Source organism: Nocardioides sp. WG-D5, from assembly GCF_054031175.1.
Genome location: NZ_CM132928.1, coordinates 3006853 through 3029811, shown reverse-complemented (window position 1 = coordinate 3029811; position 22959 = coordinate 3006853). Strand labels below are relative to the sequence as shown.

25 protein-coding genes are annotated in these 22959 nt (G+C 71.3%); 5 read left to right on the top strand and 20 right to left on the bottom strand.

The annotated features are described in order from the left end of the window. Positions 1-60: 60 nt before the first annotated feature. The 14 genes from mftM to ACWZJV_RS14755 all read right to left on the bottom strand — a co-directional run bounded on the left by mftM (position 61) and on the right by ACWZJV_RS14755 (position 14193). Positions 61-981, bottom strand: a complete 921-nt coding sequence (mftM, locus tag ACWZJV_RS14820) for a mycofactocin oligosaccharide methyltransferase MftM (protein WP_457176765.1) — start codon at positions 979-981, stop codon at positions 61-63. Further along, positions 978-2498, bottom strand: coding sequence for a VWA domain-containing protein (locus ACWZJV_RS14815; RefSeq protein ID WP_457176763.1), 1521 nt, complete (start codon positions 2496-2498; stop codon positions 978-980). The genes mftM and ACWZJV_RS14815 overlap by 4 nt, the downstream gene beginning before the upstream one ends. Positions 2499-2517: 19 nt before the next feature. Next, complete coding sequence (locus tag ACWZJV_RS14810) at positions 2518-3711, bottom strand: AAA family ATPase (RefSeq protein ID WP_457176761.1); 1194 nt, start codon at positions 3709-3711, stop codon at positions 2518-2520. 98 nt (positions 3712-3809) lie between these two features. Beyond that, the gene (gene mdo, locus ACWZJV_RS14805) at positions 3810-5102 is read right to left on the bottom strand and encodes an NDMA-dependent methanol dehydrogenase (RefSeq protein ID WP_008355702.1); all 1293 of its coding nucleotides are present in this window, start codon (positions 5100-5102) and stop codon (positions 3810-3812) included. A gap of 101 nt (positions 5103-5203) precedes the next feature. Next, positions 5204-6610, bottom strand: coding sequence for a mycofactocin biosynthesis glycosyltransferase MftF (gene mftF / locus ACWZJV_RS14800; protein ID WP_457176760.1), 1407 nt, complete (start codon positions 6608-6610; stop codon positions 5204-5206). Positions 6611-6623: 13 nt separating this feature from the next. Further along, positions 6624-7319 carry a mycofactocin biosynthesis peptidyl-dipeptidase MftE gene (mftE, locus tag ACWZJV_RS14795; RefSeq protein WP_457176758.1) on the bottom strand — a complete coding sequence of 232 codons (696 nt, stop codon included), beginning with the start codon at positions 7317-7319 and terminating at the stop codon, positions 6624-6626. After that, the gene (gene mftD / locus ACWZJV_RS14790) at positions 7303-8505 is read right to left on the bottom strand and encodes a pre-mycofactocin synthase MftD (protein WP_378876746.1); all 1203 of its coding nucleotides are present in this window, start codon (positions 8503-8505) and stop codon (positions 7303-7305) included. Before mftD ends, mftE begins: the two co-directional genes overlap by 17 nt. Next, positions 8502-9746, bottom strand: coding sequence for a mycofactocin radical SAM maturase (gene mftC, locus ACWZJV_RS14785; protein WP_457176756.1), 1245 nt, complete (start codon positions 9744-9746; stop codon positions 8502-8504). Before mftC ends, mftD begins: the two co-directional genes overlap by 4 nt. Continuing rightward, positions 9743-10027, bottom strand: a complete 285-nt coding sequence (mftB, locus tag ACWZJV_RS14780) for a mycofactocin biosynthesis chaperone MftB (protein WP_457176754.1) — start codon at positions 10025-10027, stop codon at positions 9743-9745. The genes mftC and mftB overlap by 4 nt, the downstream gene beginning before the upstream one ends. Next, positions 10027-10131: a mycofactocin precursor MftA gene (gene mftA / locus ACWZJV_RS14775; RefSeq protein WP_008355686.1), complete on the bottom strand. Its 105-nt coding sequence runs from the start codon at positions 10129-10131 to the stop codon at positions 10027-10029. Before mftA ends, mftB begins: the two co-directional genes overlap by 1 nt. Positions 10132-10220: 89 nt before the next feature. Beyond that, positions 10221-11150 (bottom strand): 2-hydroxyacid dehydrogenase, encoded by a 930-nt coding sequence (locus tag ACWZJV_RS14770; RefSeq protein ID WP_457176752.1) that lies wholly within the window; start codon positions 11148-11150, stop codon positions 10221-10223. Between the two features lie 30 nt (positions 11151-11180). Further along, complete coding sequence (locus ACWZJV_RS14765) at positions 11181-12146, bottom strand: sugar kinase (RefSeq protein WP_457176750.1); 966 nt, start codon at positions 12144-12146, stop codon at positions 11181-11183. Next, complete coding sequence (locus ACWZJV_RS14760; RefSeq protein ID WP_457176748.1) at positions 12143-12886, bottom strand: fumarylacetoacetate hydrolase family protein; 744 nt, start codon at positions 12884-12886, stop codon at positions 12143-12145. Before ACWZJV_RS14760 ends, ACWZJV_RS14765 begins: the two co-directional genes overlap by 4 nt. Next, complete coding sequence (locus ACWZJV_RS14755) at positions 12883-14193, bottom strand: MFS transporter (RefSeq protein WP_457176746.1); 1311 nt, start codon at positions 14191-14193, stop codon at positions 12883-12885. The genes ACWZJV_RS14760 and ACWZJV_RS14755 overlap by 4 nt, the downstream gene beginning before the upstream one ends. Before the next feature lie 138 nt (positions 14194-14331). On the opposite strand from ACWZJV_RS14755, the gene ACWZJV_RS14750 reads away from it, so the two are divergent. After that, positions 14332-15120 (top strand): IclR family transcriptional regulator, encoded by a 789-nt coding sequence (locus ACWZJV_RS14750; RefSeq protein ID WP_457176745.1) that lies wholly within the window; start codon positions 14332-14334, stop codon positions 15118-15120. Here ACWZJV_RS14750 and ACWZJV_RS14745 read toward each other — a convergent pair. Continuing rightward, the gene (locus ACWZJV_RS14745; protein ID WP_457176743.1) at positions 15101-15916 is read right to left on the bottom strand and encodes an alpha/beta hydrolase; all 816 of its coding nucleotides are present in this window, start codon (positions 15914-15916) and stop codon (positions 15101-15103) included. The genes ACWZJV_RS14750 and ACWZJV_RS14745 overlap by 20 nt on opposite strands. Positions 15917-15932: 16 nt before the next feature. Between ACWZJV_RS14745 and ACWZJV_RS14740 the strand changes: the two genes are divergently transcribed. Next, positions 15933-16511, top strand: coding sequence for a PadR family transcriptional regulator (locus tag ACWZJV_RS14740; RefSeq protein WP_457176741.1), 579 nt, complete (start codon positions 15933-15935; stop codon positions 16509-16511). A gap of 22 nt (positions 16512-16533) precedes the next feature. Here the strand turns inward: ACWZJV_RS14740 and ACWZJV_RS14735 are convergent, their stop codons facing one another. Then, positions 16534-16878 (bottom strand): DoxX family protein, encoded by a 345-nt coding sequence (locus ACWZJV_RS14735; RefSeq protein ID WP_196876059.1) that lies wholly within the window; start codon positions 16876-16878, stop codon positions 16534-16536. A 92-nt stretch (positions 16879-16970) separates the two neighbouring features. Between ACWZJV_RS14735 and ACWZJV_RS14730 the strand changes: the two genes are divergently transcribed. Continuing rightward, positions 16971-17702, top strand: a complete 732-nt coding sequence (locus ACWZJV_RS14730) for a TetR/AcrR family transcriptional regulator (protein ID WP_457176738.1) — start codon at positions 16971-16973, stop codon at positions 17700-17702. Between the two features lie 27 nt (positions 17703-17729). Here ACWZJV_RS14730 and ACWZJV_RS14725 read toward each other — a convergent pair whose 3' ends face one another. Next, the gene (locus tag ACWZJV_RS14725; RefSeq protein WP_008355670.1) at positions 17730-18587 is read right to left on the bottom strand and encodes an alpha/beta hydrolase; all 858 of its coding nucleotides are present in this window, start codon (positions 18585-18587) and stop codon (positions 17730-17732) included. A 196-nt stretch (positions 18588-18783) separates the two neighbouring features. On the opposite strand from ACWZJV_RS14725, the gene ACWZJV_RS14720 reads away from it, so the two are divergent. Further along, complete coding sequence (locus ACWZJV_RS14720) at positions 18784-19668, top strand: alpha/beta hydrolase (protein ID WP_457176736.1); 885 nt, start codon at positions 18784-18786, stop codon at positions 19666-19668. Between the two features lie 84 nt (positions 19669-19752). Further along, positions 19753-20721, top strand: coding sequence for an AraC-like ligand-binding domain-containing protein (locus ACWZJV_RS14715; RefSeq protein WP_457176734.1), 969 nt, complete (start codon positions 19753-19755; stop codon positions 20719-20721). A 2-nt stretch (positions 20722-20723) separates the two neighbouring features. Here the strand turns inward: ACWZJV_RS14715 and ACWZJV_RS14710 are convergent, their stop codons facing one another. From ACWZJV_RS14710 to ACWZJV_RS14700, 3 genes are read right to left on the bottom strand one after another with little or no spacing between them, the layout of a single operon-like run. Next, positions 20724-21257, bottom strand: a complete 534-nt coding sequence (locus ACWZJV_RS14710) for a TetR/AcrR family transcriptional regulator (RefSeq protein WP_457176732.1) — start codon at positions 21255-21257, stop codon at positions 20724-20726. Next, the gene (locus tag ACWZJV_RS14705; protein WP_457176730.1) at positions 21254-22447 is read right to left on the bottom strand and encodes a cytochrome P450; all 1194 of its coding nucleotides are present in this window, start codon (positions 22445-22447) and stop codon (positions 21254-21256) included. The genes ACWZJV_RS14710 and ACWZJV_RS14705 overlap by 4 nt, the downstream gene beginning before the upstream one ends. Before the next feature lie 24 nt (positions 22448-22471). Then, positions 22472-22933 carry a cupin domain-containing protein gene (locus tag ACWZJV_RS14700; protein ID WP_457176728.1) on the bottom strand — a complete coding sequence of 154 codons (462 nt, stop codon included), beginning with the start codon at positions 22931-22933 and terminating at the stop codon, positions 22472-22474. Positions 22934-22959: the final 26 nt, after the last annotated feature.

The window sequence follows — 22959 nt, the reverse complement described above, 5'->3', positions numbered from 1 at the left end:
AGCCGGGCGGACCGATCATCGTCCGCGTCGTCGACGGACAGGTCGACCGGCGAGGAGCGATCAGCGGTCGGTGTCGATGACGAGCCAGCCACCGTGGTGCTCGACGACCCGGTGCGGGTGTCCCGAGGCCTCGCCCCACGCGGCGAGGTCGTCCAGCGACACCGTCCGGACGTGTCCCCAGGTCTCGTCGGGCTCGTCCTCGAGGGGTACGGCGATGACGACCCGGCGACGCGCGACCCGGATCGCCTCGGCGACCGCCCGGTCGCCGAGGCTCGGCTCGATGTGCTCGAGCAGGTGGATCAGCAGCACGTTGTCGGCGGCGTCGGCGGCCCACGGCAGCCGGGTGGCGTCGGCGGCACGCGTGGCCAGCGGGACCTTCAGCCGGGAGGCGGCGGCGCGCAGCAGCGTGACGGTGCCCGCGGAGAGGTCGGAGGCGGTCACGTCCCGGCCCGCGGCGGCCAGCCGCAGCGAGAGGAACCCGAAGCAGCAGCCGACCTCGAGGACGGAGCCACGCGCCAGCTGCTGCTCGACGAAGCGGTAGACGGGGGCGTACTCGGCGACGGTCCCGTGACCGGCCGGGGTGGGGCCGGGGCGCTCCAGCGCCTCTTCCACGTGGCGCAGGGTGTTGCGGTAGAACGCGGCCCAGGCCTGCCCCGGGTCGGGGGCGCTGCTGATCACGACGCCGGTGAAGAGCCGCTCGAACAGGTCCGGACCACGCAGCCAACCGGGCTGGAACAGCTCCTCGGCCAGCAGCCCGGAGAGGTCGTCGTCGATCTGCTCCGCCCGCAGGCAGTGGACCAGGTGGACCTGGTGGCCCTCGCGGTGGACGTCGAAGTGGCGAGTGCGGATCGTCCCGAGATGGCGACGCGGCCGAGGGCCCTGCCAGGCCCGGACGCTCACGACCTCGTCGCGATAGACGCCCGCCTCCGGACCGGGGCGAAGTGCGTCGATCACCCCGAGCTCGCCGGGCGGGGTGGTCATCGTCCGGCCGACATCGTCTGGGTCACGTTGTCCAGCCCACGCAGGTTGCGGACGACCTGGACCTTGTCGCACCACTCCGCGTACTCCGGCAGGTCGCAGCCGCCGAGCGCCCACGAGTAGCGCGGCTCGGGGGTCAGCCAGATCGTCGACCGGGCGCGCCGGGTGAGCTCCTCGAACGCGGCGAAGCCCGGATCCCTGCCGTTGCCGCGACCGTCGCCGAGGATCACCAGCGTGGTCCTGCGGTTCACCGCCGAGCCGAACTGCTCCAGGAACTGCTCGAACGAGGAGCCGTAGTCCGAGTCCGCGTCCACGTCGAGCACGCCGCCTGCCGGAAGCCCCGAGAGCACCAGGGACAGCGCGTCCTCGATCCGGTGCTCGGCGAACAGGTCGGTGATCTCGACCAGGTCCTTCACGAACGCGAACGACCGCACGGAGGTGGCCACCGACTGCAGGCTGTGCAGCAGGTGCAGGGTGAAGCGGGCGGTGGAGCGTACGGACAGGGAGACGTCGCAGAGCACGAGCAGCCGCGGCCGGTCGTGCGCCTTGGCGACGGTGACCGGCCGGAACGGCACCCCGTCGTACTTCATGTTCGTGCGCATGGTCCGGCGGCCGTCGACGATGCCGCGGGCAGCGACCGTACGCCGCGGGCGCGGGGCTCCGTGGAGCTTCCTGAGCAGCCGCCGCAGCGACTCCTCCAGCGCGGCCCGGTCGTGCTCGGCGACGGTCTCGGCCTGGGCGGCCTGGATCTCGCGCGACTCGATCTCGCGCTCCATGCTCATCAGCCGTTCGAGGTGGTCGCGGATCCGCTCCGGCAGCGTGGCCAGCCACGGCGAGAGGGCCTTGCGGAGCTCCGCGAGAGCGTCGTCGTCGTCGATGCCGCTGTCCGGCTCGCGCTCCTCGAGCCAGCTCAACAGCGCGATCTCCTCCTGCACCGAGAGCTCGGTGTCGAGCTGCATCCCGGCGTCGCGGATCAGGTCGCCCGGGTTGCCGGGGTTGTGCATCCGGCTCGTGGAGAGCTGGACCCGCGCGGCCTCACCGGGGCTGGACTTCGGGTCGTTGGAGAGGACGATCTCGTCGGTGAGCGCGGCGATGTCGATCTTGTTCGCCTCCTGGTGGAGGTTGTAGCGCTGCGCCATGTCCTCGGGCTTGAAGTACTCCTTGATGTCGTCCGGCTTGCCGTGGCTGTGCCCGTCCTCCGGCACCTCGCCCGGCTCCTCGGAGAGCGTGAAGTCGGTCAGCTGGCCGTCGTCGGAGAGGTCGTCGTGGCTGTGCCCGTGCTCGTCCGTCTCCTCGACCACCGGCCGCAACCCGAAGAACCGGTCGAAGACCAGGTCGAAGGTGTCCAGGTCGCGGCGGTCCTTGACCAGGCTCGCGGTCAGCGCAGCGTGGAGCAGGTGGCGCTGCTCGAGCACCCCGGGCTGGGCGACCGCGTGCATCGCGTCGATCACCTCGGCGGTGCTCACGCGTACGCCGTAGAGCCGGAGCAGCCGGATGAAGCGGTGCAGTGCGGTCTCCATGTCGGGCCTCGATCCCGCCTCAGACCGGACGCTTGCGGGCCGACGGGAACGCCCGGGTCCCCTGGCTGGTGGACACCGCCGGGGCCGTACGCGGCCCGGTGCCGCCGGCGCCGCCGTAGTAGCCCGCGTTGTGCCGGCCGGGCTGGTCCTTCGCCTTCCGCTCGGCGCGGCCGTCGACGTCGTCCTCGACACGGTCCTCCGCAGCCGGCGCGTGGGAGTGGCCATGACCGTGGCCGTGCCCGTGACCATGGCCGTGCAGGTGGTCGGGCACCTCGGCGTTCGGGTCGACCAGCCGCGGCAGCGCGTCCATGACCCGCTTCAGGTCGCGCTCGTACTTCACGACCACGTTGAGCGTCGTGGAGAGCACGTCGGCGGTGAGCTCCTCGACGCCGAGCACCGCCAGCGTACGAGCCCAGTCGACGGTCTCGGAGATGCTCGGCGCCTTGCGCAGCTCGAGCTCGCGGATGCCGCGGACGATGTCGACGAGCCGGGCCGCGAGCGAGTCGGCGAGACCCGTCTCCTTGGACCGGATGATCTCCAGCTCCCGGACCGCGTCGGGGTAGTCCAGGAAGAGGTGCAGGCAGCGGCGCTTGAGCGCGGCGGAGAGGTCGCGGGTGTTGTTCGAGGTGAGCACGACGTACGGCATCGTCTTGGCGGTGATCGTGCCGACCTCGGGGATGGAGATCTGGAACTCGGCGAGCAGTTCCAGCAGCACCGCCTCGAGGGCCTCGTCGGCCCGGTCGACCTCGTCGATGAGGAGCACGACCGGGGTGTCGGAGTCGATCGCCTCGAGCAGCGGGCGGGCGGCCAGGAAGCGCTGCGAGAAGAACACCGAGTCCTGCTTGGCGATCCGCTCGACGGCCTCGTTCAGGTCGGCGGCGTCCTCGACGACCTGGCCGATCTTCTCGCGCAGGATCTGGGTGTAGAGCAGCTGCTTGCCGTAGTCCCACTCGTAGAGCGCCTTGGTCTCGTCCTGACCCTCGTAGCACTGCAGCCGGATCAGGCGCCGCCCGGTGGCGGTGGCGAGGCTCTCCGCCAACTGGGTCTTGCCGACCCCCGCCGGGCCCTCGAGCAGGACCGGCTTCTCCAGCCTGGTCTGCAGGAACACCGTGGTGGCGAGCCGGTCGTCGGCGAGGTAGCCGCACGCCGCGAGCTGAGCGCGGGTGTCCTCGACGTCGGTGAAGCCCTGGGTCGGTTCGGTGGTGGTCGACACGTGCACTCCTCGAGGTGATGGATGGGGCCGAGGCGGCGGGCCCGGCTGGTGGTCTCAGCCGGCCGGGCCCGCCACGCTCGTGTGATCAGCTGGGCCGATCAGCCGAGCAGGTCGTCCAGGTCGCCGTTCAGGCAGTGGTCGACCACCGGACGTACGGTCTCGAACGTGCACTCCTTGGCGTTGCCCGGCGTGCAGGCGTCACCGAGGACGTGGTTGGTGATCCGGTCGACGTCCGAGTCGTCGCCGACGATCTCCTTGGCGTTGGCGTAGTAGGCCGTCGGGCCCTGGCCGAGCCGGTTCTTCGAGTACGTGTCCTGCTTGACGTCCACGAAGCGCTCGGTGATGCCGACGTCACGCAGCAGCCGGATGGCCGCGGCGAGGGCCGCGTCGGCGGCCTGCACGTCGGTCATGCCGTGGGTGTCGACGCCCATCGCGCGAGCGATGTCGGCGAACCGCTTGTAGTGCGTGGGCATGTTGAACGCCCAGACCCGCGGCAGCGCGATCGCGTTGTTGAGGCCGTGGTGGGTGTCGTAGAAGGCGCTCACCGCGTGGCTGATCGAGTGGATGATGCCGAGGCCGCCGGAGTTGAACGCCTGGGCGGCGATGTACTGGGCGTACATCATCCCCTCACGGCCACCGAGGTCCTGGCCGTTCCAGACCGCCTGCCGCAGGTTCTCCGAGGTCAGCTTGATCGCGTGCAGCGCGTTGCCGAGCGACGGCTGGAAGTTGATCCGGGAGACGTACGGCTCGCTGGCGTGCGCCAGGACGTCGAAGCCGCACTGCGCGGTGTAGTCGACCGGGCAGTCGTAGTAGAGCACCGGGTCGTCGATCGCCAGGCTGGCGACCGAGGCGTCGTCGAAGGCGACGTACTTGTGCGGGTTGTCCGGGTCCGTGGTCGTGTCGGTGATGACGTACGCCCAGGACGTCTCCGAACCGGTGCCGGCCGTGGTCGAGACCGCGATGTGCGGCGGGTTCTTCGGGTTCTCGGACATGTTGAAGCCCTCGAACTCGTTGACGTTGCGGCCGTCGTGGGCGACCGAGATGCGCGCGCCCTTACAGGCGTCGTGCGACGAGCCGCCGCCGATGGAGACGAACGAGTCGCACTCGTTCTCCTGGTAGAGCTTGACCGAGTCCATGACGTTGTAGTCCTTGGGGTTGGACTCGACCTTGTCGTACACGACGACCTCGAGGCCGTGGTACTTCATCGACTCGACGATCTTGGTGACGATGTCCGTGCCGCGCAGGCCGGACGTCATCACCAGGGTCTTGCGGAAGCCCATCTTCAGGGCCTCGGGACCGATCATCTCGTGAGCGCCGGGGCCCATGAGGGCGCGCGGGAAGGGGTGGAACTCCTTGATGGGGAATGGCTTGAGTAGTTCGTCGACCTGCATGGCAAACCTCCGTTGATGTGTGACGCTCAGCACATTAGGTACGGCGAAAGGGCCGCGAACAGGCGAGGAACGGGAAACAGCCCGGCCCGGGAGGGGCTTACCTACCCGTTGGGAGAGGTGCCTCCCTGGCCGGTCTTCTGGCCAGGTCGGCGCGGCAGCAGACAGGTCACCGAACGGGCTCTGATCGCGCCGGCCCAGAGGCCTGCGCCGTACGCCATGTCGTCCAGCCGGCGGGCCAGCGGACGGTATCTCGTGCCGGGGTTGTCGACCCGGGCGACGACCACGTCGACGACCAGGGAGGCCGCGAGGGCGCGCCGGACAAGGGCACTGCGCGGTGCGAGGAGCACGGTCAGCGGCCACCAGTGCCGCAGCAGCAGCGCGGCCTCCTGGCGGACCGTCCAGCCGAGGCCCTGGACACAGAGCTGGACCGCGAGCCGGTCGCGTCCGGGGGTCTCGGGCAGCCGTCGGCGCAGCGAGAGGAGGCCGTAGGCGATCCCGGCGGCGGCGACCGGGAGCGACCACCGGCGGTGCACCAGCAGCGCGGCGGCCGTGGCCGCCATGCTCGCCGTCATCACCGCCGGGGCGCCCTTGCGGCCGTGGCGGACGGCCAGGTCGGCACCGCCGGTGCCGTAGAGGTACTTGCGGCCCAGCCAGCCGCGGACGGTCGTGCGGGTGTCGTGCCAGGCGACCTGGTCGGGGTCGTAGCGGACCACCTCGCCGGCCTCGACCAGCCGCCAGACGAGATCGACGTCCTCGCCCACCCGCATCGTCTCCTCGAAGCCCACCCCGAGCCGTTCCGTACGTCCCACCAGGCAGGCGCTGGGCAGCCAGCCAACCGCGGCACCCGGGCGTACGACGCAGGCGCGGGTGCCGAGGGCGAGGGAGGAGTCGTCCTCGTCGAAGCGCTCGAACCACCGCGGTTCCCGGCTGCGCGCGCGGCTGCGGACCAGCGGCGCGACCAGGGCGACGCGGCTGTCGGCGAAGTGGCGGGAGAGGTCCAGGAGCGTGCTCGCCTCGACCGTGACGTCGGAGTCGACGAAGGCGACGTAGGCGGTGCGCACCGCGCGCAGGCCGGCGTTGCGGGCACCCGCCGGGCCGAGGTTCACCGGCAGCCGCAGGAGGTGGGCGCCGTGGCGGCGGGCCACCCGCTCGACGGCGTCGGGGTCGAGCGAGGCGTCGTCGACGACGATGCGGTGGAGGCCCTTCAGCGGCCCGAGCGCGCGGTCGAGCTGCTCGGGCCGGTCGCGCACCGGGATCACGACGGTCAGCTCCGCCGGCTCCACGCCGGCCCCGTCGAGCACGGGATCGGCCAGGTTGCCGTCGACGAGCCTGGCGGCGAGCGCGTCGGTCGCCGCGTCGACCACGGTGACCTCGCCGTCGGCCAGCAGCGTCAGCGCCGCCTTGGTGAGCCGGACGGCACGCAGCGGCGAGCCGCCGACGAGCAGGCGACCGTCGATGCGGCGTACGTCGTCGCGGATGCGGGCGCGGAAGCCGATCGGGTATCTCACGGGCGGGAGCGGTTCATCCCACGGCCACGCCGCCGGGCGCCAGCACGTCCATGGTGGTCTGCTCGATCATCGTCGTGAGCGCCTGCGCTCCCTCCGCCGCGGTGGCGCCTGTCGGGTCGCCGAGGACGCCGTTGGCGGAGACCGCCGCGACCCCGCCCGCCCGCATCGCCGGCAGGATCTCGGCGAGCGGACGGGTGTCGCCCGGCTCGGCCAGGTCCAGGCGTACCGACTCGGGGCGCAGGTGCAGCATCAGCGACGTCTCGGTGCGGCCGGCGTGCAGGTCGTAGTCCTCCGTGCGGCACGGCAGCCAGCAGGCCGACTGCCGCTCGTACGCGAGCTGGTTGACCGCGCTGGTCAGCGCGGCGGCGTTGCCGCCGTGGCCGTTGACGAGCACGACCCGCTCGGCCCAGGTGCGGGCCGAGCGGACCAGCTCGACCACGACCAGGTGGAGCGCGTCGCTCCCGATCGACACGGTGCCGGCGAAGGACTGGTGCTCGCCGCTCGACCCGATCGCGATCGGTGGGGCCACCCAACTCTCGACACCCTGCTCCGCGAGCCGGTCGGCCACCCCCTGCGTGACCGCCGACGCGATGGTGGTGTCGGTGTCGAACGGCAGGTGCGGTCCGTGCTGCTCCAGCGAGCCGACGGGCACCAGCAGGACCGTGCCCTGGCGCACCTGCGGCCAGGTGGCGTCACCCAGTGCGTACATGGAAGCCGTCCGGGACGATCAGGTGCTCCGGCCGCAGCTCGGCGACCGATCCGACCGCGAGCCCCCGCAGCGCCGAGTCGATGCCACCGCTGAGCACGTCGAGGACGTTCTCGACCCCGGCCTGGCCGTTGGCCGCCAGGCCCCACAGGTAGGCCCGTCCGATCAGCACCGCCTTTGCGCCGAGCGCGAGCGCCTTGACGACGTCGGAGCCGCGGCGGACGCCTCCGTCCATCACCACGTCGACCTGGTCGCCGACGCGGTCGGCGATCGGCTTGACCATCCGGATCGCGGCCGGGGTGCCGTCGAGGTTGTTCCCGCCGTGGTTGGAGACCGAGATGCCCGCGACCCCGGCGTCCACGGCGCGGAGCGCGTCGTCGACCCGGCACACGCCCTTGAGGACGAACGGCGTACCGCTGATCTGGTGCCACTGCTCGCGCATCCAGGCGACGTCGTCCCAGGTCGGCGGCGGGGTGGTCATCCACTCGTAGTAGGCGCCGAAGAACGTCGGCGCGCTTCCACCGGGCGGGGCGAGGTTGGGCGCGGTGAGATCGGGGAAGGAGCCCGTACGCCCGAACTGCCACGCCCACCGCGGCCTTGCCGCCACCTGCGGCGCCAGGCGCATCATCGTCCGCAGGTCGACCTTCTCCGGGATCTCGGGACTGCCCCAGTCACGGCCGATCGAGAAGGACCAGTCGAGGGTGGCGATCAGGCCCTGGGCACCGGCGGCGTGCGCCCGCTGCATGCGCTGGACCATGGTGTCGCGATCGCCGGTCCAGTACATCTGGAAGAACGTCGTCGCGCCGGTCGCCGCGACCTCCTCCACGGACCTGGAGGCGAAGTTGGACAGCCCCATGATGGTGCCGCGGGCCGCGGCGGCGCGGGCGACCGCGACCTCGCCGTCGGGGTGCACGGCCTGGACCCCGGTGGGGCTGATCAGGACCGGCAACGGGATCGCGTGGCCGAACACGGTGGTGCCGAGGTCCCGCTTGGCGTGCTGTCCCACGACGTGAGGTGCCCAGCCGAGGTCGGCGAAGGCGTCCTGGTTGGCGGTCATGCTCTGGCCGCGCTCGGACCCGGCGACGAGCGCGCCGTAGACCGGCTTGGGCAGCCGGCGGCGGGCCCGCTCCTGAGCGACCGCGACCGACTCGAACCACGGGTTCTTCTTCCACGGGTTCTCGAGCTTCACGACAGGTCACCTCCGGCGAGCGGGTCCTCGTTGCAGGCGGAGACGGGGCGCCGCCTGGTGGCACCGAGATTGAGCAGCACCGGCGCGTTGCGGCTGGCCTGGCTGCGGGAGTGGTCCTTGCTCGCCGGCGGAACGAGCCGGTCGCCGGCCAGCGCGCTCTCGCCGTAGCCCTGGACGCACTCCGGGTCCGGCCCGTCCAGCGGCAGTCCGGTGAAGAACTTGGCGGCCATGCAGCCACCGCGGCAGGCGTCGAAGTGCTGGCACTTGGTGCAGGCGCCACCGGTCTGCGGCGAGCGCAGCTCGGTGAACAGCTCGGAGGACTGCCACACCTCCTGGAAACCGCCCTCACCGAGCAGGTTGCCGGCCAGGAACTGGTCGTGGATCGCGAACGGGCAGGCGTAGACGTCGCCGACCGGGTCGATCAGGCACACCACCCGCCCGGCACCGCACAGATTGAGGCCCGGAAGGGACTCGCCGTAGGCGGCCAGGTGGAAGAAGGAGTCGCCGGTGAGGACGTTGTCACCGTGCGCCATCAGCCAGTCGTAGAGCTCGCGCTGCTGCTCCGGCAGCGGGTGCAGCTCGTCCCAGACATCCGCGCCGCGGCCCGAGGGACGCAGGCGGGTGAGGCGCAGGGTGGCGCCGTACTCGTCAGCGATGGCCTTGAAGTCGTCGAGCTGGCCGATGTTCTCCCGGGTGCAGACCACGGAGATCTTGGCGTCGGTGAAGCCGGCGTCGCGGAGGTTCGCGAGCGCCTTGAGCGCGGTGTCGTACGACCCCGCGCCGCGGACCCGGTCGTTGACCTCCGCGGTCGCGCCGTCGAGCGAGATCTGTACGTCGACGTAGTCCGTCGAGGCCAGGAAGGCGGCACGCTCGGGAGTGATGCGGAAGCCGTTGGTGGAGAACTTCACGCCGACCTGGTGGTCGACGGCGTACTCCACGAGCTCCCAGAAGTCGGGGCGGATCGTCGGCTCCCCGCCGCCGATGTTCACGTAGAAGATCTGCATGCGCTGCAGCTCGTCGATGACGGCCTTGCACTGCTCGGTGCTGAGCTCGCGCGGGTCGCGCCGGCCCGAGCTCGACAGGCAGTGGGCGCACTCGAGGTTGCAGGCGTACGTCAGCTCCCAGGTCAGGCAGATCGGGGCGTCGAGCCCGAACTCGAACTGCTCGACGAGGGTGCCGCCTTCGGGACGGGCCTGGGGAGTGCTCGCGGGAGTGCTGGGGCGTTCAGGTGCGATGGTCACACTGCCTCCTGGTGGCGGGGGCGGATCATGTCGGTCTCGGCGAGGGTGCGGAGCGCCGCTGCGTACGCGTCGTGCTGTTCCGGCGGGATGCCGGCGGCATCGAGCGCGCTGCCGAGACGGGGGTGATGCTCGAGGAGCCGCACCACCTCGACCAGCTCCGGCCGCTTGAGGAAGGTCAGCTTCCGGTTGCCGAAGTGGTAGGCGAGAGCCCCGAACGGTTCAGGACGCAGCGCCACCGAGGGCGAGAGTGTCCACGGCTCCTCGAGCATGCGATCGGGCATCAGTAGACGCCGCACATTCCGTCGATCGAGACCTCCTCGATGAGGTCCTCGGTGGCGACGTCGCTGGCGATGTCGACCGGGTTCGACTCGTTCTGGGGTTCCATCTGCTGCTCCTCTCACGTTGTGACCGTTCGCACATTAGTTACGGCGTGAGCGCAGCAACCTCCCCGATCGGAGAGTCTTGCGGGCAGGATCAGGGAGGTGTGGCCACACCCTCCCGGGGCACCACGTTGAGCAGCGGGCGGCCCTCGGCGAAGCGTCGCAGCTGCTCGGCGACCAGGCGCTCGGCGCGCGGGTAGAAGGTCGCCGCACCGCCACCGACGTGCGGGGTCACGATCGCGCCGGGCGTCGACCACAGCGGGTGGCCGGCGGGGAGCGGCTCGGGGTCGACGACGTCGAGCGCGGCGCGGAGTCGACCCGTGGAGAGCTCGGCGAGGAGCGCGCCGGTGTCGAGCGTGCGGCCGCGGCCGATGTTCACCACGAGCGCGCCGTCGGGCAGCAGCGCCAGCTGCTCGGCGCCGATCAGACCGATCGTGCCGGGGTTCTCCGGAAGCGTGAGCACCACGATGTCGGCCGTGGGCAACAGGACAGGGAGCTCGTCGACACCGTGCACCTCACGGTCGGCGTCCGCCCTGGACGCGACCCTGACGACCTCGGCCTCGCAGGCGAGCAGGCGCCGCTCGAGCGCGGCGCCGATCGAGCCGTACCCGACGATCACGACCCGCGAGTCGGCCAGCGACCGGGTGTGCTCGGGCTGCCACCGGCCGGCGTCCTGGTCGCGCACCCAGCGGGGCAGCTCCCGCTGGGCGGCGAGGATCAGGCCGAGCCCGTGCTCGGCGGCGCTGGCGTCGTGCAGGCCCCGCCCGTTGCAGAGCGTGACCTCCGGCCCGATGAGCGGGAGCACCTTCTCCACCCCCGCGCTCAGGCTCTGTACGGCACGGAGCGCAGGCATCCGCGGCAGCAGGTCACGCCCGGCGCTCACGCCGTACGGCAGCACGTAGAACGCCACGTCGGAGACGTCGGCAGGCGCGGCGGCGGTGCCGTCGAACACCTCCACCTGCAGGCCGTCGGGCCAGCCACCCATCTGGTCCTCCAGGTGGGCCCACGGCACGAGTACGCGCATCGAGTTGTTTCCTTTCGCTGGTGTCATCGGTCAGGCGGCCACCGAGGTGGTCGCCAGAAAGTGGTCGAGCCGTTCCCGGTCGGGAAGGCCGTCCTTGTCGCCGGCCGAGGTGGTGGCCAGCGCACCGACCGCGGCGGCCCGCTCGAGCGCCGGGCCGAGCTCCAGACCGTCCAAGTGGGCGCTGATCAGCCCGGCGGCGAAGCCGTCGCCGGCACCGACGGTGTCCACGACGTCGACCTGGAACGCGGGCTGCCGGACCGTGCCCTCCGGGCCGAAGGCGACGGCTCCGTGACAGCCGTTCTTGACGACCACCCGCGCGACGCCCGCGGCGAGATAGTGCTCGGCGATGGACTCGGGGTCGCCGTGGCCGGTCAGCACCCGGCCCTCCTCGACCCCCGGGAGCACCCAGTCGGCCAGGGCGGCGACCTCGTTCACGACGGCGACCATCTCCTGCTCGCTCGCCCACAGCGACGGACGCAGGTTCGGGTCGAAGGACACGCTGGCGCCGCCCGCCCGGGCCGCGGCCACCGCCCGGAACGCGAAGTCCCGCGCCGTCTCGGAGATCGCCAGCGGGATACCGGTCAGATGGAGGTGACGGGCCGAGGAGACGTACGTCCCCATCGGCTCGCTCCACGCCAGCCGGCTCCCCGCGGACCCGCGCCGGAAGTAGACCACCTCCGGGTCGCCACCGTCGGCTCGCGACTTCAGCTGGAAGCCGGTGGGCGCGGTGTCGTCGGTCTCGACCCGAGACAGGTCGATCCCGCAGCCGCGGAGCTCCTCCTCGACGAACAGCCCGAGCGGGTCGTCTCCCAGCCGTCCGATCCAGCCGGACCGATGGCCGAGCCGAGCCAGCCCGGTCGCCACGTTGGTCTCGGCCCCGGCGGTCGCCCGGACGAAGGTCGCGGCCCGGTGCAGCGGTCCGCTCTCCTGGGCGACGAACATCGCCATCGCCTCCCCGAAGGTGACCACGTCCAGGCCGGTCTCGGTGCCGGTCATGCCGCACCCCTCTCCGTACGCCGCTGATGCACGCCCTCGACCACCGGATTGACCAGCTCCCCGATGCCCGCGACGCTCGCCGTGACCTGCTGTCCCGGCCGGATCGGGAGGCTGGTCCCGGGGGCACCGGTCAGGATGACGTCGCCCGGCCCGAGCGGGAGGAAGCCGCTGACCCACGCCACCACCTCGTCGACGGTCCGGGCCAGCCGGCCCGTGTCGGCCTCCGGCGCAACCTCGCCGTCGACCCGGAGACCCACAACGGCACCCGCCGGGTCGAGATCCGTCTCGATCCACGGGCCCAGCGGGGTGAACCCACGCTGGCCCTTGGCCTGTGTCCACAGCGAGTCCTGGGCCTGCAGGTCGCGCGCGGTGACGTCGTTGGCGACCGTGTAGCCCAGCACGGTGCCGGAGCTCCCGATCACGACCGCGAGCTCCGCCTCCGCGTGGACCAGACCGAGGCCGGCCGGCACCGGCACCGGGTCACCGGGGCCGATCACCGACCGAGCCGGTTTGAGGAACGCCTGCGGCGGCAGCAGCCGGTCGCTCGGCCCGGTGTTGTGTGCCATCCCGACCACGGTCCGCGGCTCGACCGGAGCCAGCAGGCGGGCGTCGGCGAGGGCGACCCATCGGTCCCGGCACCGGATCTCGTCGGCGAACACGTCCTCGACCACCCGGTAGCCGTCGGCCTCGACCACGGCGTGGTCGATCCCGTCGGGATGCTCGATCCGAGCGATCCTCATCGAGCAGTCTCCGAAGCAGTCTCCGAAGCACCCTCCGCGGCCGGCGCCTTGACCAGCAGCATCACCACGGCGGCCAGCGCCAGACAGCCCGCCATCAGCAGGAACGAGGCGTCGGTGCTCCCGGTCGTGCCGTTCAGCCAGCCGACCAGGTAGCTGCCCGCGAACCCGCCGAGAGCACCGAAGGAGTTGATCAGCGCGATCGCCGCTCCGGCCACGTTGCGCGGCAGGAACTCGGGGATCTGGGCGAAGTAGGGACCGTACGGCGCGTACATCGCGCCACCGGCGAGCGTGAGCAGGATGAACGAGAGCCAGAACTGGTCGGGACCGAGCAGGTAGGAGCCGTAGAACGCCACCGCACCGACCAGCAGCCACGGCCACACGAACCGCCCGCGCGTCCCGGCACGGTCGGAGGCACGGCTGTTGACGATCATCAGCACGACGGCGAGGACGTACGGGATCCCGGAGATGAGCCCGGACATCCCGATGCCCTCACCCGAGGCGGCCTTCACGATCGAGGGCAGCCAGAAGACGAAGCCGTAGACGCCGACGCTCCACAGGAAGTACTGCAGCGAGAGCAGGACGACGTTGCGCGACCGGAAGGCCTCGCCGTAGCCCTTGACCGGGGTCAGCGCACGCTGCTCCTGGTTGAGCTGCTCGACGACGGCGTCGCGCTCCGCAGGGTTGAGCCACGTGGCCTGCTCGGGGTGGTCGCTGACCATCGCCCGGAAGACGAACGCCCAGACGACCGCGGGCAGGCCCTCGATGATGAACATCCACCGCCAGTCGGTCGCCTCGATGAGGAAGCCGGACACGACCGTCAGCCACAGCACGGTGACCGGGTTGCCGAGGATCAGGAAGGTGTTGGCGCGGCCGCGCTCACGGCTGGTGAACCAGTGGCTGAGGAAGATCACCATCGCCGGCAGCACGGCGGCCTCGACGACACCGATCAGGAAACGTACGACGATCAACGCGGTCGCCGAGCTGAGCAGCCCCTGCACCGAGGCGAGCAGGCCCCAGGCGATCAGACTCCAGAAGATCAGCGACCGTACGCTGCGCCGCTCGGCGTAGATCGCTCCCGGGATCTGGAAGGCGAAGTAGCCCAGGAAGAAGGCAGCGCCGATGAGCGCGGAGACGGCGGGCGTGATCGCGAGGTCCTCCGCCATGCCGCCGGCGATGCCGATGGAGAAGTTGGAGCGGTCGAGGTAGGCCAGACTGTAGGTGATGAAGACGATCGGCAGCAGGCGCACCCAGCGCTGCGTGCCGATCGTCGTCGCGCCGGAGTCGGCGCGCGTGTCGGAGGTGGTCATGGGGGGATTCCTTTCGCTCCACTACCGCGTGGCGGAAGTCACTTTCACCATGCGAGTGTGGCGGCGACCACATCGGCCCGTCAACGCATTCCTTTCATGTTTCAGATATCGCTTCCACGATATGGAAGAATCTCGGTCATGGACGACACGACCGAGGCCGAGGCCAAGCGCGACATGGTCGGCAAGGCGCTGCTGCTGCTGGACCGGCTCAGCGCCTACCCCTCCGGCGTACCGCTCTCCACGCTCAGCCGGGAGACCGGCTTCCCGCTCAGCACCTGCCACCGGCTCGCGGCGGCGCTGATCCGCGACGGCTACGCGAGCTTCGACGAGGACAGCAAGCGCTACTCCCTCGGGCTCAAGGTCTTCTCGCTGGCCCAGTCCGTCGCCCACCGCCGTGGCTTCGCAGGCTCAGCCCTGCCCGCGCTGGAGGAGCTCACCGAGCAGACCCGCGAGACCTCGCTGATGTCGGTCCGCTCGGACCACAACCAGCTCTACGTCCACCACGTCCAGGGGCCGCAGCAGGTCAGCGTGATCGGCACCCCCGGCGGCCTCGGCCCGCTGCACTGCACGTCGATGGGCAAGGTCCTGGTGGCGTTCGCCCCCGAGCCCGAGCGGAAACGGCTGATCGACGACCTCGACCTGGTCGTGAAGACGCCGCACACGATCTCCGACCGCGCCGGCTTCGCGGCGATGATCGAGCAGGTGCGCGAGCAGGGGTACGCCGTCGCGGACGAGGAGCACGAGATCGGCATCCGCGCCCTCGGTGTCCCCGTGCTCGACCCGGACAACCATGCCGTCGCCGCCGTCTCGATCGCGGCGCCGTCCTACCGCATGGAGATGGACCGGATGGTCGAGCTGCTCCCGCACCTGCGGGCCGCCGCCCAGCACCTCGCGGTCGTGCTGCCGATCACCTCGCGGCGTACGTGAGGACCTGCTGACCGATCGTCGAGAGCCTGCCCTCCTCGACCACCAGCTCCCACCCGTGTCCGGCGTCCGCGGCCACGAACTCCGAGGACGTGGCCTCCGCCAGCTCTCGGGCGGCGTCGGCCTCCTCGGCACCGTCGGCGTCCTCGGAGATGGCGACCAGGCCCGGGGTCCGGATCGTGTCGGCGACCGAGGCCAGGTCGACACCGGCCCAGGTCGACGGTCCGGACAGGTCGACCCAGCCGTCGACCTCCACCCCGGCGGCGACGGCCCGCACGGTCTGGCTGCCGCCCATCGACGCTCCGACCAGCACGACCGGCGCGTCCGGCCACTGCTTCTCGACCTCGCGCAGCACGGCCCGCACCTGCGGCACCGGGTCGTCCGGATCCTCGATCCTGCAGTCGGCGGTGCCGTAGCCGCACTGGTCGTACGAGATGCCGGCGACTCCCTGGAGAGCGGCCAGGATCGCGAAGTCACCCCATCCGCAGCGGTTGCCGTCGGTCTGGTGGAGCATCACCAGCACCGCCGACGGGGCCGTGCCCTCCGGCGGGGCGAACCGGATGCCCGGCAGCATGAGGTCCTTGCCGACGACCTGGATCGGCTCGACCCCGGCGTCGGTCTCCGGCAGGAAGCAACCACCGAGCTCGCCCTTGAGGTACGGCCCGTCCGTCGGCAGCACCGGACCGGACTCCTTCGCCGCCGCTGAGCCGCCGTCCCCGCCGCCGCTCTCCGCGCCGCACCCGGCCAGCAGCACGGCCGCGATCGCCACGCCGGCCGCCACGCCCTTCACGCTCGTCATATGTCAATATTGACATATGCCAGATCCCGGTGCAGCCACTTCCAACCTCGGCTTCGCGATCCTCGGCCTGCTGGCGCGACGTGCGTGCACCGGCTACCAGGTCGCCCAGCGGATGCGCCAGCCGATCGGCTACTTCTGGACCGCTCGCCACTCGCAGATCTACCCGGAGCTGAATCGCCTCGACGCCGCCGGGCTGGTCGAGCACGAGGTCATCGACGGAGCCGGTCCCCGACCGACGAAGCGCTACCGGATCACCGGCGCCGGCCAGGACGCGCTGGCCGCCTGGGTCGTCGGCGATCTCGAACCCCAGCCCGTCCGCGACCTGGAGGTGCTCCGGTTGTGGTCGATCTGGACCGTCGAGCCCGCCGCGGCCGACGAGCTGGTCGGCCGCCTCGAGGCAACCCACCGGGACGTTCTCGACCGCTACCTCGCCGAGCTGGCCGAGATCTCCGACGAACCCGGTGCTCGCGACCCCGCGAACCCGCTGTTCGCCAGCCGGATCACGCTCGAAGGAGGCATCCGGTCGCGGCGTACGACGGTGGAGTGGTGTGCCTGGATGCGCGCGGAGCTCGCCGCCGCCGAGCGACGGCGGTAGCCCGCGCGCATCCCGGCGCCGCTCAGGCCGAGACCGTACGCAGCGCGATGATCGCGACCGAGACGACCGCGAAGACCGCGGCCGGGGCGATGGCCGTGTCCCGCACGCGGACGTGCGCGATGACCGCGCCGATGAAGTACAGCAGCGTGCCGATCGCGGCCGCGACGCCGAGCGGCCACCAGAACAGGCCGATGATCAGACCGGCCGCGCCGGCGATCTCGAGCAGCGCCAGGATCGGCACGATCCGGGTGACGCCCACCTTCTCCAGGGTCTCGGCCTGGGCGGGGTTGTGGGTCAGCTTCCCGTACGCCGAGAACAGCAGCAGCAGGGCGAACAGGATGCTCAGGACGAGCGTGGCGATGAACATGCGATGGTCTCCTAGATGATCCGGACTGATGTCTCCGGTATAGAAGCGGAGAGTGGTCCCCGGTATTCCCGGAGCCGTCGTAGGCTGGTGCCATGGGGTGCCCGAAGGATCGCGACGAACGCCCGGAACGACCCCCGGAACGGGCCCAGGCACGGCCCCGGCGGCCGGCACGTGCGGAGCGGCGCGACAGCATCCGCAACCGCGAGCGGATCGTCGCGGCGGCGCAGGCCGTCTTCCAGCGCGACGGGATCCACGCGCCCCTCGACCACATCGCGGCGGAGGCCGGCGTCGGCTCCGGCACCCTCTACCGGCACTTCCCCGACCGCGTCGAGCTCTGGACGTCGGTCCTCGCCGAGCCGCTGCAGGCTCACCTCGCGACCGCGCAGGCGGCGCTGTCGGCCGACGACCCGTGGGACGGCCTCGTCGCCTACCTCACCGCGAGCTGCGAGCTCGAGGCCGCCGCCTCCGGCTACGTGAACCTGATGTCCACGCACTTCGAGGGCGGCTCCGAGCTCGCCGTCCTCCGTGCGGAGATCCAGCAGACGATCGAGGCCGTGGTGCACCGCGCTGTCGACACGGGCGCGGTCCGTTCGGACCTGGTCCCCGAGGACCTGCTCTTCGTGGTCCTCTCCCACAGCAAGGTCATCGAGGTGACCGGAACCATCGCGCCGGAGGCTTGGCGGCGCAACCTGGCCTTCTACCTCGACGCGTTCCGCCCCGGCGCCGCGCATCCCATCGACGTCCCGCCGCTCACGCCACGCCAGATCCTGCTGAGCCTGCTGGTGCCGAGCGCCCGGTCACGGCGACGCGGCCGGACGACCTGAGACGACACCCGCGAGGCGTGGCGCAGATCAACCAGCGGCCGGGTGGTGCCTCTGCACGAAGGCGAGCGCGGTCTCGGCGACCTCGCGCCAGCCGCTGTCGATGGTCAGGGAGTGGCCGCGGCCCGGGATCTCGACGAACTCGGTGACGGCGTGCGTGTTGTGGGCGTGCTTCTTGTACGCAGCGTGCGTGATGGCGTGCGGCACGGTGTGGTCCTTCTCCCCGGAGATGAGCAGGATCGGCCCGCGGTTCTCGGCCTTGTAGTCGACCCTGGTCTCGCTGAACGGGTTCAGGTTGGCGACCGCGGCCTGGAAGATCGGGACCCCCGAGGCGGCGACGTGGTACTCGTCGTAGAGCTTCTTCGACTCCTCCTCCGTGAGGTTGTTCGTCCAGCCGTACCGGAACTCGTCATAGGTCAGGGTGACCGACCGGCGGGCGTTGGCCGGGTTCCCGAGGACCGGAGAGCCGGCCTTGAGCGCCGACGGCGGCAGCGGGAGCACGCCGCGACCCGGCGCCGGGTCGATCGAGACCGTGGCTGCCGACGCGCCCTCGCCGGCGATCTTCTGGGCGATGAGCCCGCCGAAGGAGTGACCGACGACGGCCGGGGTAGCGCTCAGCCCGCCGATCGCCTCCAGGTAGTGGTCGGTGACGGCCTGGACCATCTTGCGGGCGAACACCTCGGGGTGCTGGCGTGCTTCCTCGATGGTCTCGGGGTCGTCGGGCCACCCGGGGGCGATGGTCGCGTAGCCGTTCTCCTCGAAGAGGGAGCGCCAGCGGTCCCAGCTGCTGGAGAGCAGCCAGAGGCCGTGCACGAACGCGACGACGGGCCGACCGTCCGCGTTGGCTCGTTCGATCTCGTCGAGTTCCCGTGAGGTGAGGGCGGACATGGTGGAGCTCCCTTCGCGAATGGCCAGGTGGTTGGCCGTGTCCTCACGCTAGTCAGCGCCCCGCGCACGGATCTCGTCTTTCCGTGACCGAATTCCGGCCTGGAGTGACAACCTCACGGGGACGAGGACGCGGGCGCGTCGGCGTACTAGCGTCGGGCGGGACGACTCACCGATCCCGGCAGCCAGAGGAGGAGCCTTGACGTCGACGGTGACCTCCGCGGAGCTGCAACAGGTCGAGTCCGCCAACCGCTCGGGACGTCCGGTCGTGGTGTTGGTGCACGGCATGTTCGTCCACGCGAGCAGCTGGCGGCAGTGGCGGACCCTCTTCGAGGGCGCCGGCTACGCGACCGTCGCGCCCGGGTGGCCCGGTGAGGCCGATGCGGTGGACGGGGCTCGCGCCGACGCTGGCCCCACCGACCGGCAGGACCTGCGCTCGGTGCTCGCGCACCACCGGCACCTCCTCGACCGGTTGGACCAGCAGCCGGCGCTGATCGGTCACTGCGCGGGCGGCTGGGTCGTCCAGCGGCTCGCCTCGGAGGGACTCGCCTCGGTCACGGTGGCGATGGAGCCCACCCCGTTCCGCGGGGTCCTGCCGGTCCCGCTCAGCACCGTGCGCTCGACCCTGCCCGTGCTGGCCAGGCCTCGGCGCTACCGGCACGCCACCACCCTGACGTTCGACCAGTTCCGCTACTCGTGGGGCAACGCGCTCGGCGTGGACGAGGCGCGTGAGCTCTACGAGCAGCACCACGTGCCTGCTCCCGGCGCAGCACTGTTCCAGTCGGCGGCGGCGAACCTGAGCCCGAGGTCACCGACCCGGATCGACACCCGCGCGGCCGACCGCGGGCCGCTCCTTCTCGTCGCCGGCGCCGAGGACCGGCAGGCGACCTGGTCGATGACGCATGCTGCCTATCGGCGCCACCGCCGCAACCCGCACCCCACCGAGATCGTCGAGATGCCTCACCGGGGGCACACCATGCCCTTCGACCACGGCTGGTCGGAGGTGGCTCTGCTCGCGCTGTCGTTCATCGAACGGCACATCCCGTCGCCGCCCCTCCCGGCAGCTCGTCCACAAAAAGCATGAACCCGACACCGACTCGGAGCCCCGAGACGCCTGCGCGCCCTAGGCTCGGCGGCGTACGACCAGCGGGGCCGAAGGGAGACCCGGATGGACACTGTTCGGCTCGACGCTGAACTCTTCGCGCCCCGGGACCGCGAAGAGGCCATCCGGGCGATCATCTGGGACAGCGTCGTCAGGGTCGAGATCCAGCAGCAGCCCGATCCCGAACAGATCCGCGTCCACGCACGCATCGCCGACCTGGGGGCGCTCAACATCTGCTCGGTCCGGGCCAACGCGACGACCATCGAGCGTACGTCCGCACTCGCCGCGGATCCCGCGGACGCGTACCTCTTCGTCGGCCTGCAGCTCTCCGGCACCAGCATCGTGGTGCAGGGCGACCACGAAGCCGTCCTCCGGCCGGGAGACCTCGCGGTCTACGACACCCGCCGGCCCTACACGCTCCTGAACGACCACGGCATCCACCAGCACTACTTCCGGGTGCCGATCGGCGCGCTCGCACTTCCCGGCCGGGCGCTGGAGGCGGTGACCGCCGTACGTCTGGACGGCCGCCGCCCGCTGGCGCGGGCGACCGCGGGATATCTGGGCCATCTGGCCGACAGCGTCGGCGATCTCTCGACCGCCGAGGCCGCACAGGCCACCGCCCCGACCATCGGTCTCATCAGAACCCTTCTCACCGCTCAGCTCCTGGAGTCGCCGCTCCGCCGTGAGCACCTCGAGGACAGCCTCGAGACACGGATCCTCGAATACATCCGCGTGCACCTGGGCGACCGCGACCTCTCTCCTCGTCGGATCGCCGCCGCTCACCACATCTCGGTGCGCCATCTCTACCGGCTGATGGGCAGGTCCGGCATCGTCCTCGGCGACTGGATCCGCGAGCGTCGTCTCGAGCGGTGCCGGGACGAGCTGGCCGACCCGATGGGCCGTACGACGATCGCCGAGGTCGCCCACACGTGGGGTTTCTCGGACCCGTCGCAGTTCGGCCGGGCCTTCAAGCGCGTCTACGCCATGACCCCGCGCGAGTGGATGCACATCAGCCGGGCGCAGTCACCGGACTGACCTCACCGCGGGATCGGTAGGAACCGCTCCAGCAGACGCCGCTCGGTGGCTGCGTCCTCGCCGGGCTCGGTGAGGAACGACAGGATGATGCGCAGCACCCAGTCGGCGAGGTCGGGGTCCTCGTCGCCGGAGGCGAGGTAGCTCTGCGCGACGCCGCGGATGATCGGGGAGTCGCGGAGCACCTCGCGCAGGAGGGCGCTGTCGCCGGAGTACCAGGCGGCGAGGTGGGGGCGCTCGCGTACGGCGGCGAGGCAGGCGAGGACGGCATCGACCACGCGACGACGCGGGTCGGAGATGTCGGCCACGGCCTGCCCGACCTGCGTGGTGATCAGCCGTGCCTCGCGGTGGGCGAAGGCGTGGATCAGGGCCTGCCTGTTCTCGAAGTAGCGATACAGGGTCGCCCGCGAGCAGCCGGCCGCGCGGGCCACCTCGTCCATGCCGGGCCTGTCGACGCCACGCTCCACGAACAGCGCGCCCGCGGCGTCGAGGATCCGCTCGGCGGCGAGCTCGCTCCGCTCCGCCTCCAGCCAGCTCATGCGGTCACCTCGACGCGGAGGCTGACCGGCCTGCGTACGTAGCTCCCCGGCGCCCACGCCACGGAGTCGTGGTCGACGGTGAAGGACGGCATCCGGGTGAGGATCTCGGTGAGGGTCACGCGACCCATCATCCGGGCCGCGGCGGCGCCCAGGCAGTGGTGCGCGCCGTGGGCGAAGGTCAGGATCTGCCGTGGGTTGCGCGTGACGTCGAGCTCCTCGGCGTCGGCGCCGAAGGCGCGCGGGTCCCGGTTGGCGGCGGCGTAGCAGAGCAGGACCTTCTTCCCCGCGGGGATCGTGACGCCGTGGAGCGTGACGTCGCGGGTGGTGGTCCGGGCGAGCCCCTGGACCGGCGAGGTGAGCCGCAGCAGCTCCTCGACCGCGGCCGGGACGTCCTGCAGCGCGAGCGCGCGCTGGTCCGGTCGCTCCGCCAGCAGCGGCAGCCCGCCACCGAGCAGCCCGGTCGTCGTGTCGTTGCCGCCGGCCACCATCGTGAACGCGAACGCGAGCACCCGCAGCAGCCCGGCGTCGTCGTCGGCCTCCCCGGCGGCGACGAGATGGGAGACCGTGTCGTCGCCGGGATCACGGCGGCGCCGCTCGATGAGCTCGGCGAAGTAGCCCATCAGCTCGGCGGCGGCCCCGGCCCCGATGCTCTCGTCCTGCGCCGCGTTGGCCGTGACGATCGCGTCGGTCCAGACGTCGAACCGGCCCCAGTCCTCCTCGGGAACGCCGAGGTAGTGGGCCACGACCATGCTCGGCAGCGGCTTGAACAGCTCCGCGACGATGTCGCCGCCACCGGCCGCCCTGATCGCGTCGATGCGCTCGCTGACGAACCGGGTGACCCGAGGCGTCACGTCCTCGACCTGCTTGGGCGTGAAGCCGCGGTTCACCAGCTTGCGGAACGCCGTGTGGGCCGGCGGATCGGTCATCACCATCGGCGGGTTCTCGGCCAGACCGATCCGCTCGAGCTCGTCGTGCGCCGTCGTCAGGCCCCCGGTCGAGCTGAACGTCTCGTGGTCGCGCACCGCCGAGAAGACGTCGTCGTGCCTGGTCAGGACCCAGTAGTCACTCCGAACGACATGGTGGACCGGGTCGTGCTCGCGCAGCGCGGCGTACATCGGCCAGGGGTCGGCCCACGAGGGCCCGGTCGGCGGGACGTACGCGGCGATCCCGTGAGACACATCGCTAGTCATGTCTCACAGAATCAACATCCTTCGTCAGTTTGTCAACGGCTGGGTTCCGGCGAGCGCGACGCCGTGGCGCTCGGTGACCGACAGGATCGCCGCCATCGAGTCCGTCGGCGGAAGGTCGGCGCGGACGGAGCTGGAGAAGTCGTCGAAGAAGCGGCCGGCGCGGTCGCCGGTGACGATCGCGAGGAAGCGGGCCGACTCGCCGACGACCTCGAAGGTGAGCGGAATGCCGGTGGGACAGACGATCAGCCCGCCCGGCTCCACGTCGTAGGGCTTGCCGTCGACGTACACCGTGAGCCGGCCCTCGAGCAGGTACAGCACCCCGCTCCACGGGGAGACGTGCGGGGGCGCCATCGGCGCGGCCGGGGCGGTCACCTCGAAGACCTCGAAGGCCCCGAGGTCGTCCTTGACGGCAGCCTTCGCGACGTGGTCGCCATCGATCATCGGGTAGCGCCGACCCTCCTCGGGCCGTACGTAGGTGGTGCTCATGACTCCTCCTTCGGTTGGGTGCGTTC

What these genes read in the sequence shown, in the direction of transcription:
- mftM (WP_457176765.1), bottom strand. Translation starts at nt 981, where the DNA reads ATGACCACCCCGCCCGGCGAGCTCGGGGTGATCGACGCACTTCGCCCC.
- ACWZJV_RS14815 (WP_457176763.1), bottom strand. Translation starts at nt 2,498, where the DNA reads ATGGAGACCGCACTGCACCGCTTCATCCGGCTGCTCCGGCTCTACGGC.
- mdo (WP_008355702.1), bottom strand. Translation starts at nt 5,102, where the DNA reads ATGCAGGTCGACGAACTACTCAAGCCATTCCCCATCAAGGAGTTCCAC.
- mftE (WP_457176758.1), bottom strand. Translation starts at nt 7,319, where the DNA reads ATGTACGCACTGGGTGACGCCACCTGGCCGCAGGTGCGCCAGGGCACG.
- mftB (WP_457176754.1), bottom strand. Translation starts at nt 10,027, where the DNA reads ATGCCCGATCGCATGCTCGAGGAGCCGTGGACACTCTCGCCCTCGGTG.
- mftA (WP_008355686.1), bottom strand. Translation starts at nt 10,131, where the DNA reads ATGGAACCCCAGAACGAGTCGAACCCGGTCGACATCGCCAGCGACGTC.
- ACWZJV_RS14770 (WP_457176752.1), bottom strand. Translation starts at nt 11,150, where the DNA reads ATGCGCGTACTCGTGCCGTGGGCCCACCTGGAGGACCAGATGGGTGGC.
- ACWZJV_RS14765 (WP_457176750.1), bottom strand. Translation starts at nt 12,146, where the DNA reads ATGACCGGCACCGAGACCGGCCTGGACGTGGTCACCTTCGGGGAGGCG.
- ACWZJV_RS14760 (WP_457176748.1), bottom strand. Translation starts at nt 12,886, where the DNA reads ATGAGGATCGCTCGGATCGAGCATCCCGACGGGATCGACCACGCCGTG.
- ACWZJV_RS14755 (WP_457176746.1), bottom strand. Translation starts at nt 14,193, where the DNA reads ATGACCACCTCCGACACGCGCGCCGACTCCGGCGCGACGACGATCGGC.
- ACWZJV_RS14750 (WP_457176745.1), top strand. Translation starts at nt 14,332, where the DNA reads ATGGACGACACGACCGAGGCCGAGGCCAAGCGCGACATGGTCGGCAAG.
- ACWZJV_RS14745 (WP_457176743.1), bottom strand. Translation starts at nt 15,916, where the DNA reads ATGACGAGCGTGAAGGGCGTGGCGGCCGGCGTGGCGATCGCGGCCGTG.
- ACWZJV_RS14740 (WP_457176741.1), top strand. Translation starts at nt 15,933, where the DNA reads ATGCCAGATCCCGGTGCAGCCACTTCCAACCTCGGCTTCGCGATCCTC.
- ACWZJV_RS14735 (WP_196876059.1), bottom strand. Translation starts at nt 16,878, where the DNA reads ATGTTCATCGCCACGCTCGTCCTGAGCATCCTGTTCGCCCTGCTGCTG.
- ACWZJV_RS14730 (WP_457176738.1), top strand. Translation starts at nt 16,971, where the DNA reads ATGGGGTGCCCGAAGGATCGCGACGAACGCCCGGAACGACCCCCGGAA.
- ACWZJV_RS14725 (WP_008355670.1), bottom strand. Translation starts at nt 18,587, where the DNA reads ATGTCCGCCCTCACCTCACGGGAACTCGACGAGATCGAACGAGCCAAC.
- ACWZJV_RS14715 (WP_457176734.1), top strand. Translation starts at nt 19,753, where the DNA reads ATGGACACTGTTCGGCTCGACGCTGAACTCTTCGCGCCCCGGGACCGC.
- ACWZJV_RS14710 (WP_457176732.1), bottom strand. Translation starts at nt 21,257, where the DNA reads ATGAGCTGGCTGGAGGCGGAGCGGAGCGAGCTCGCCGCCGAGCGGATC.
- ACWZJV_RS14705 (WP_457176730.1), bottom strand. Translation starts at nt 22,447, where the DNA reads ATGACTAGCGATGTGTCTCACGGGATCGCCGCGTACGTCCCGCCGACC.
- ACWZJV_RS14700 (WP_457176728.1), bottom strand. Translation starts at nt 22,933, where the DNA reads ATGAGCACCACCTACGTACGGCCCGAGGAGGGTCGGCGCTACCCGATG.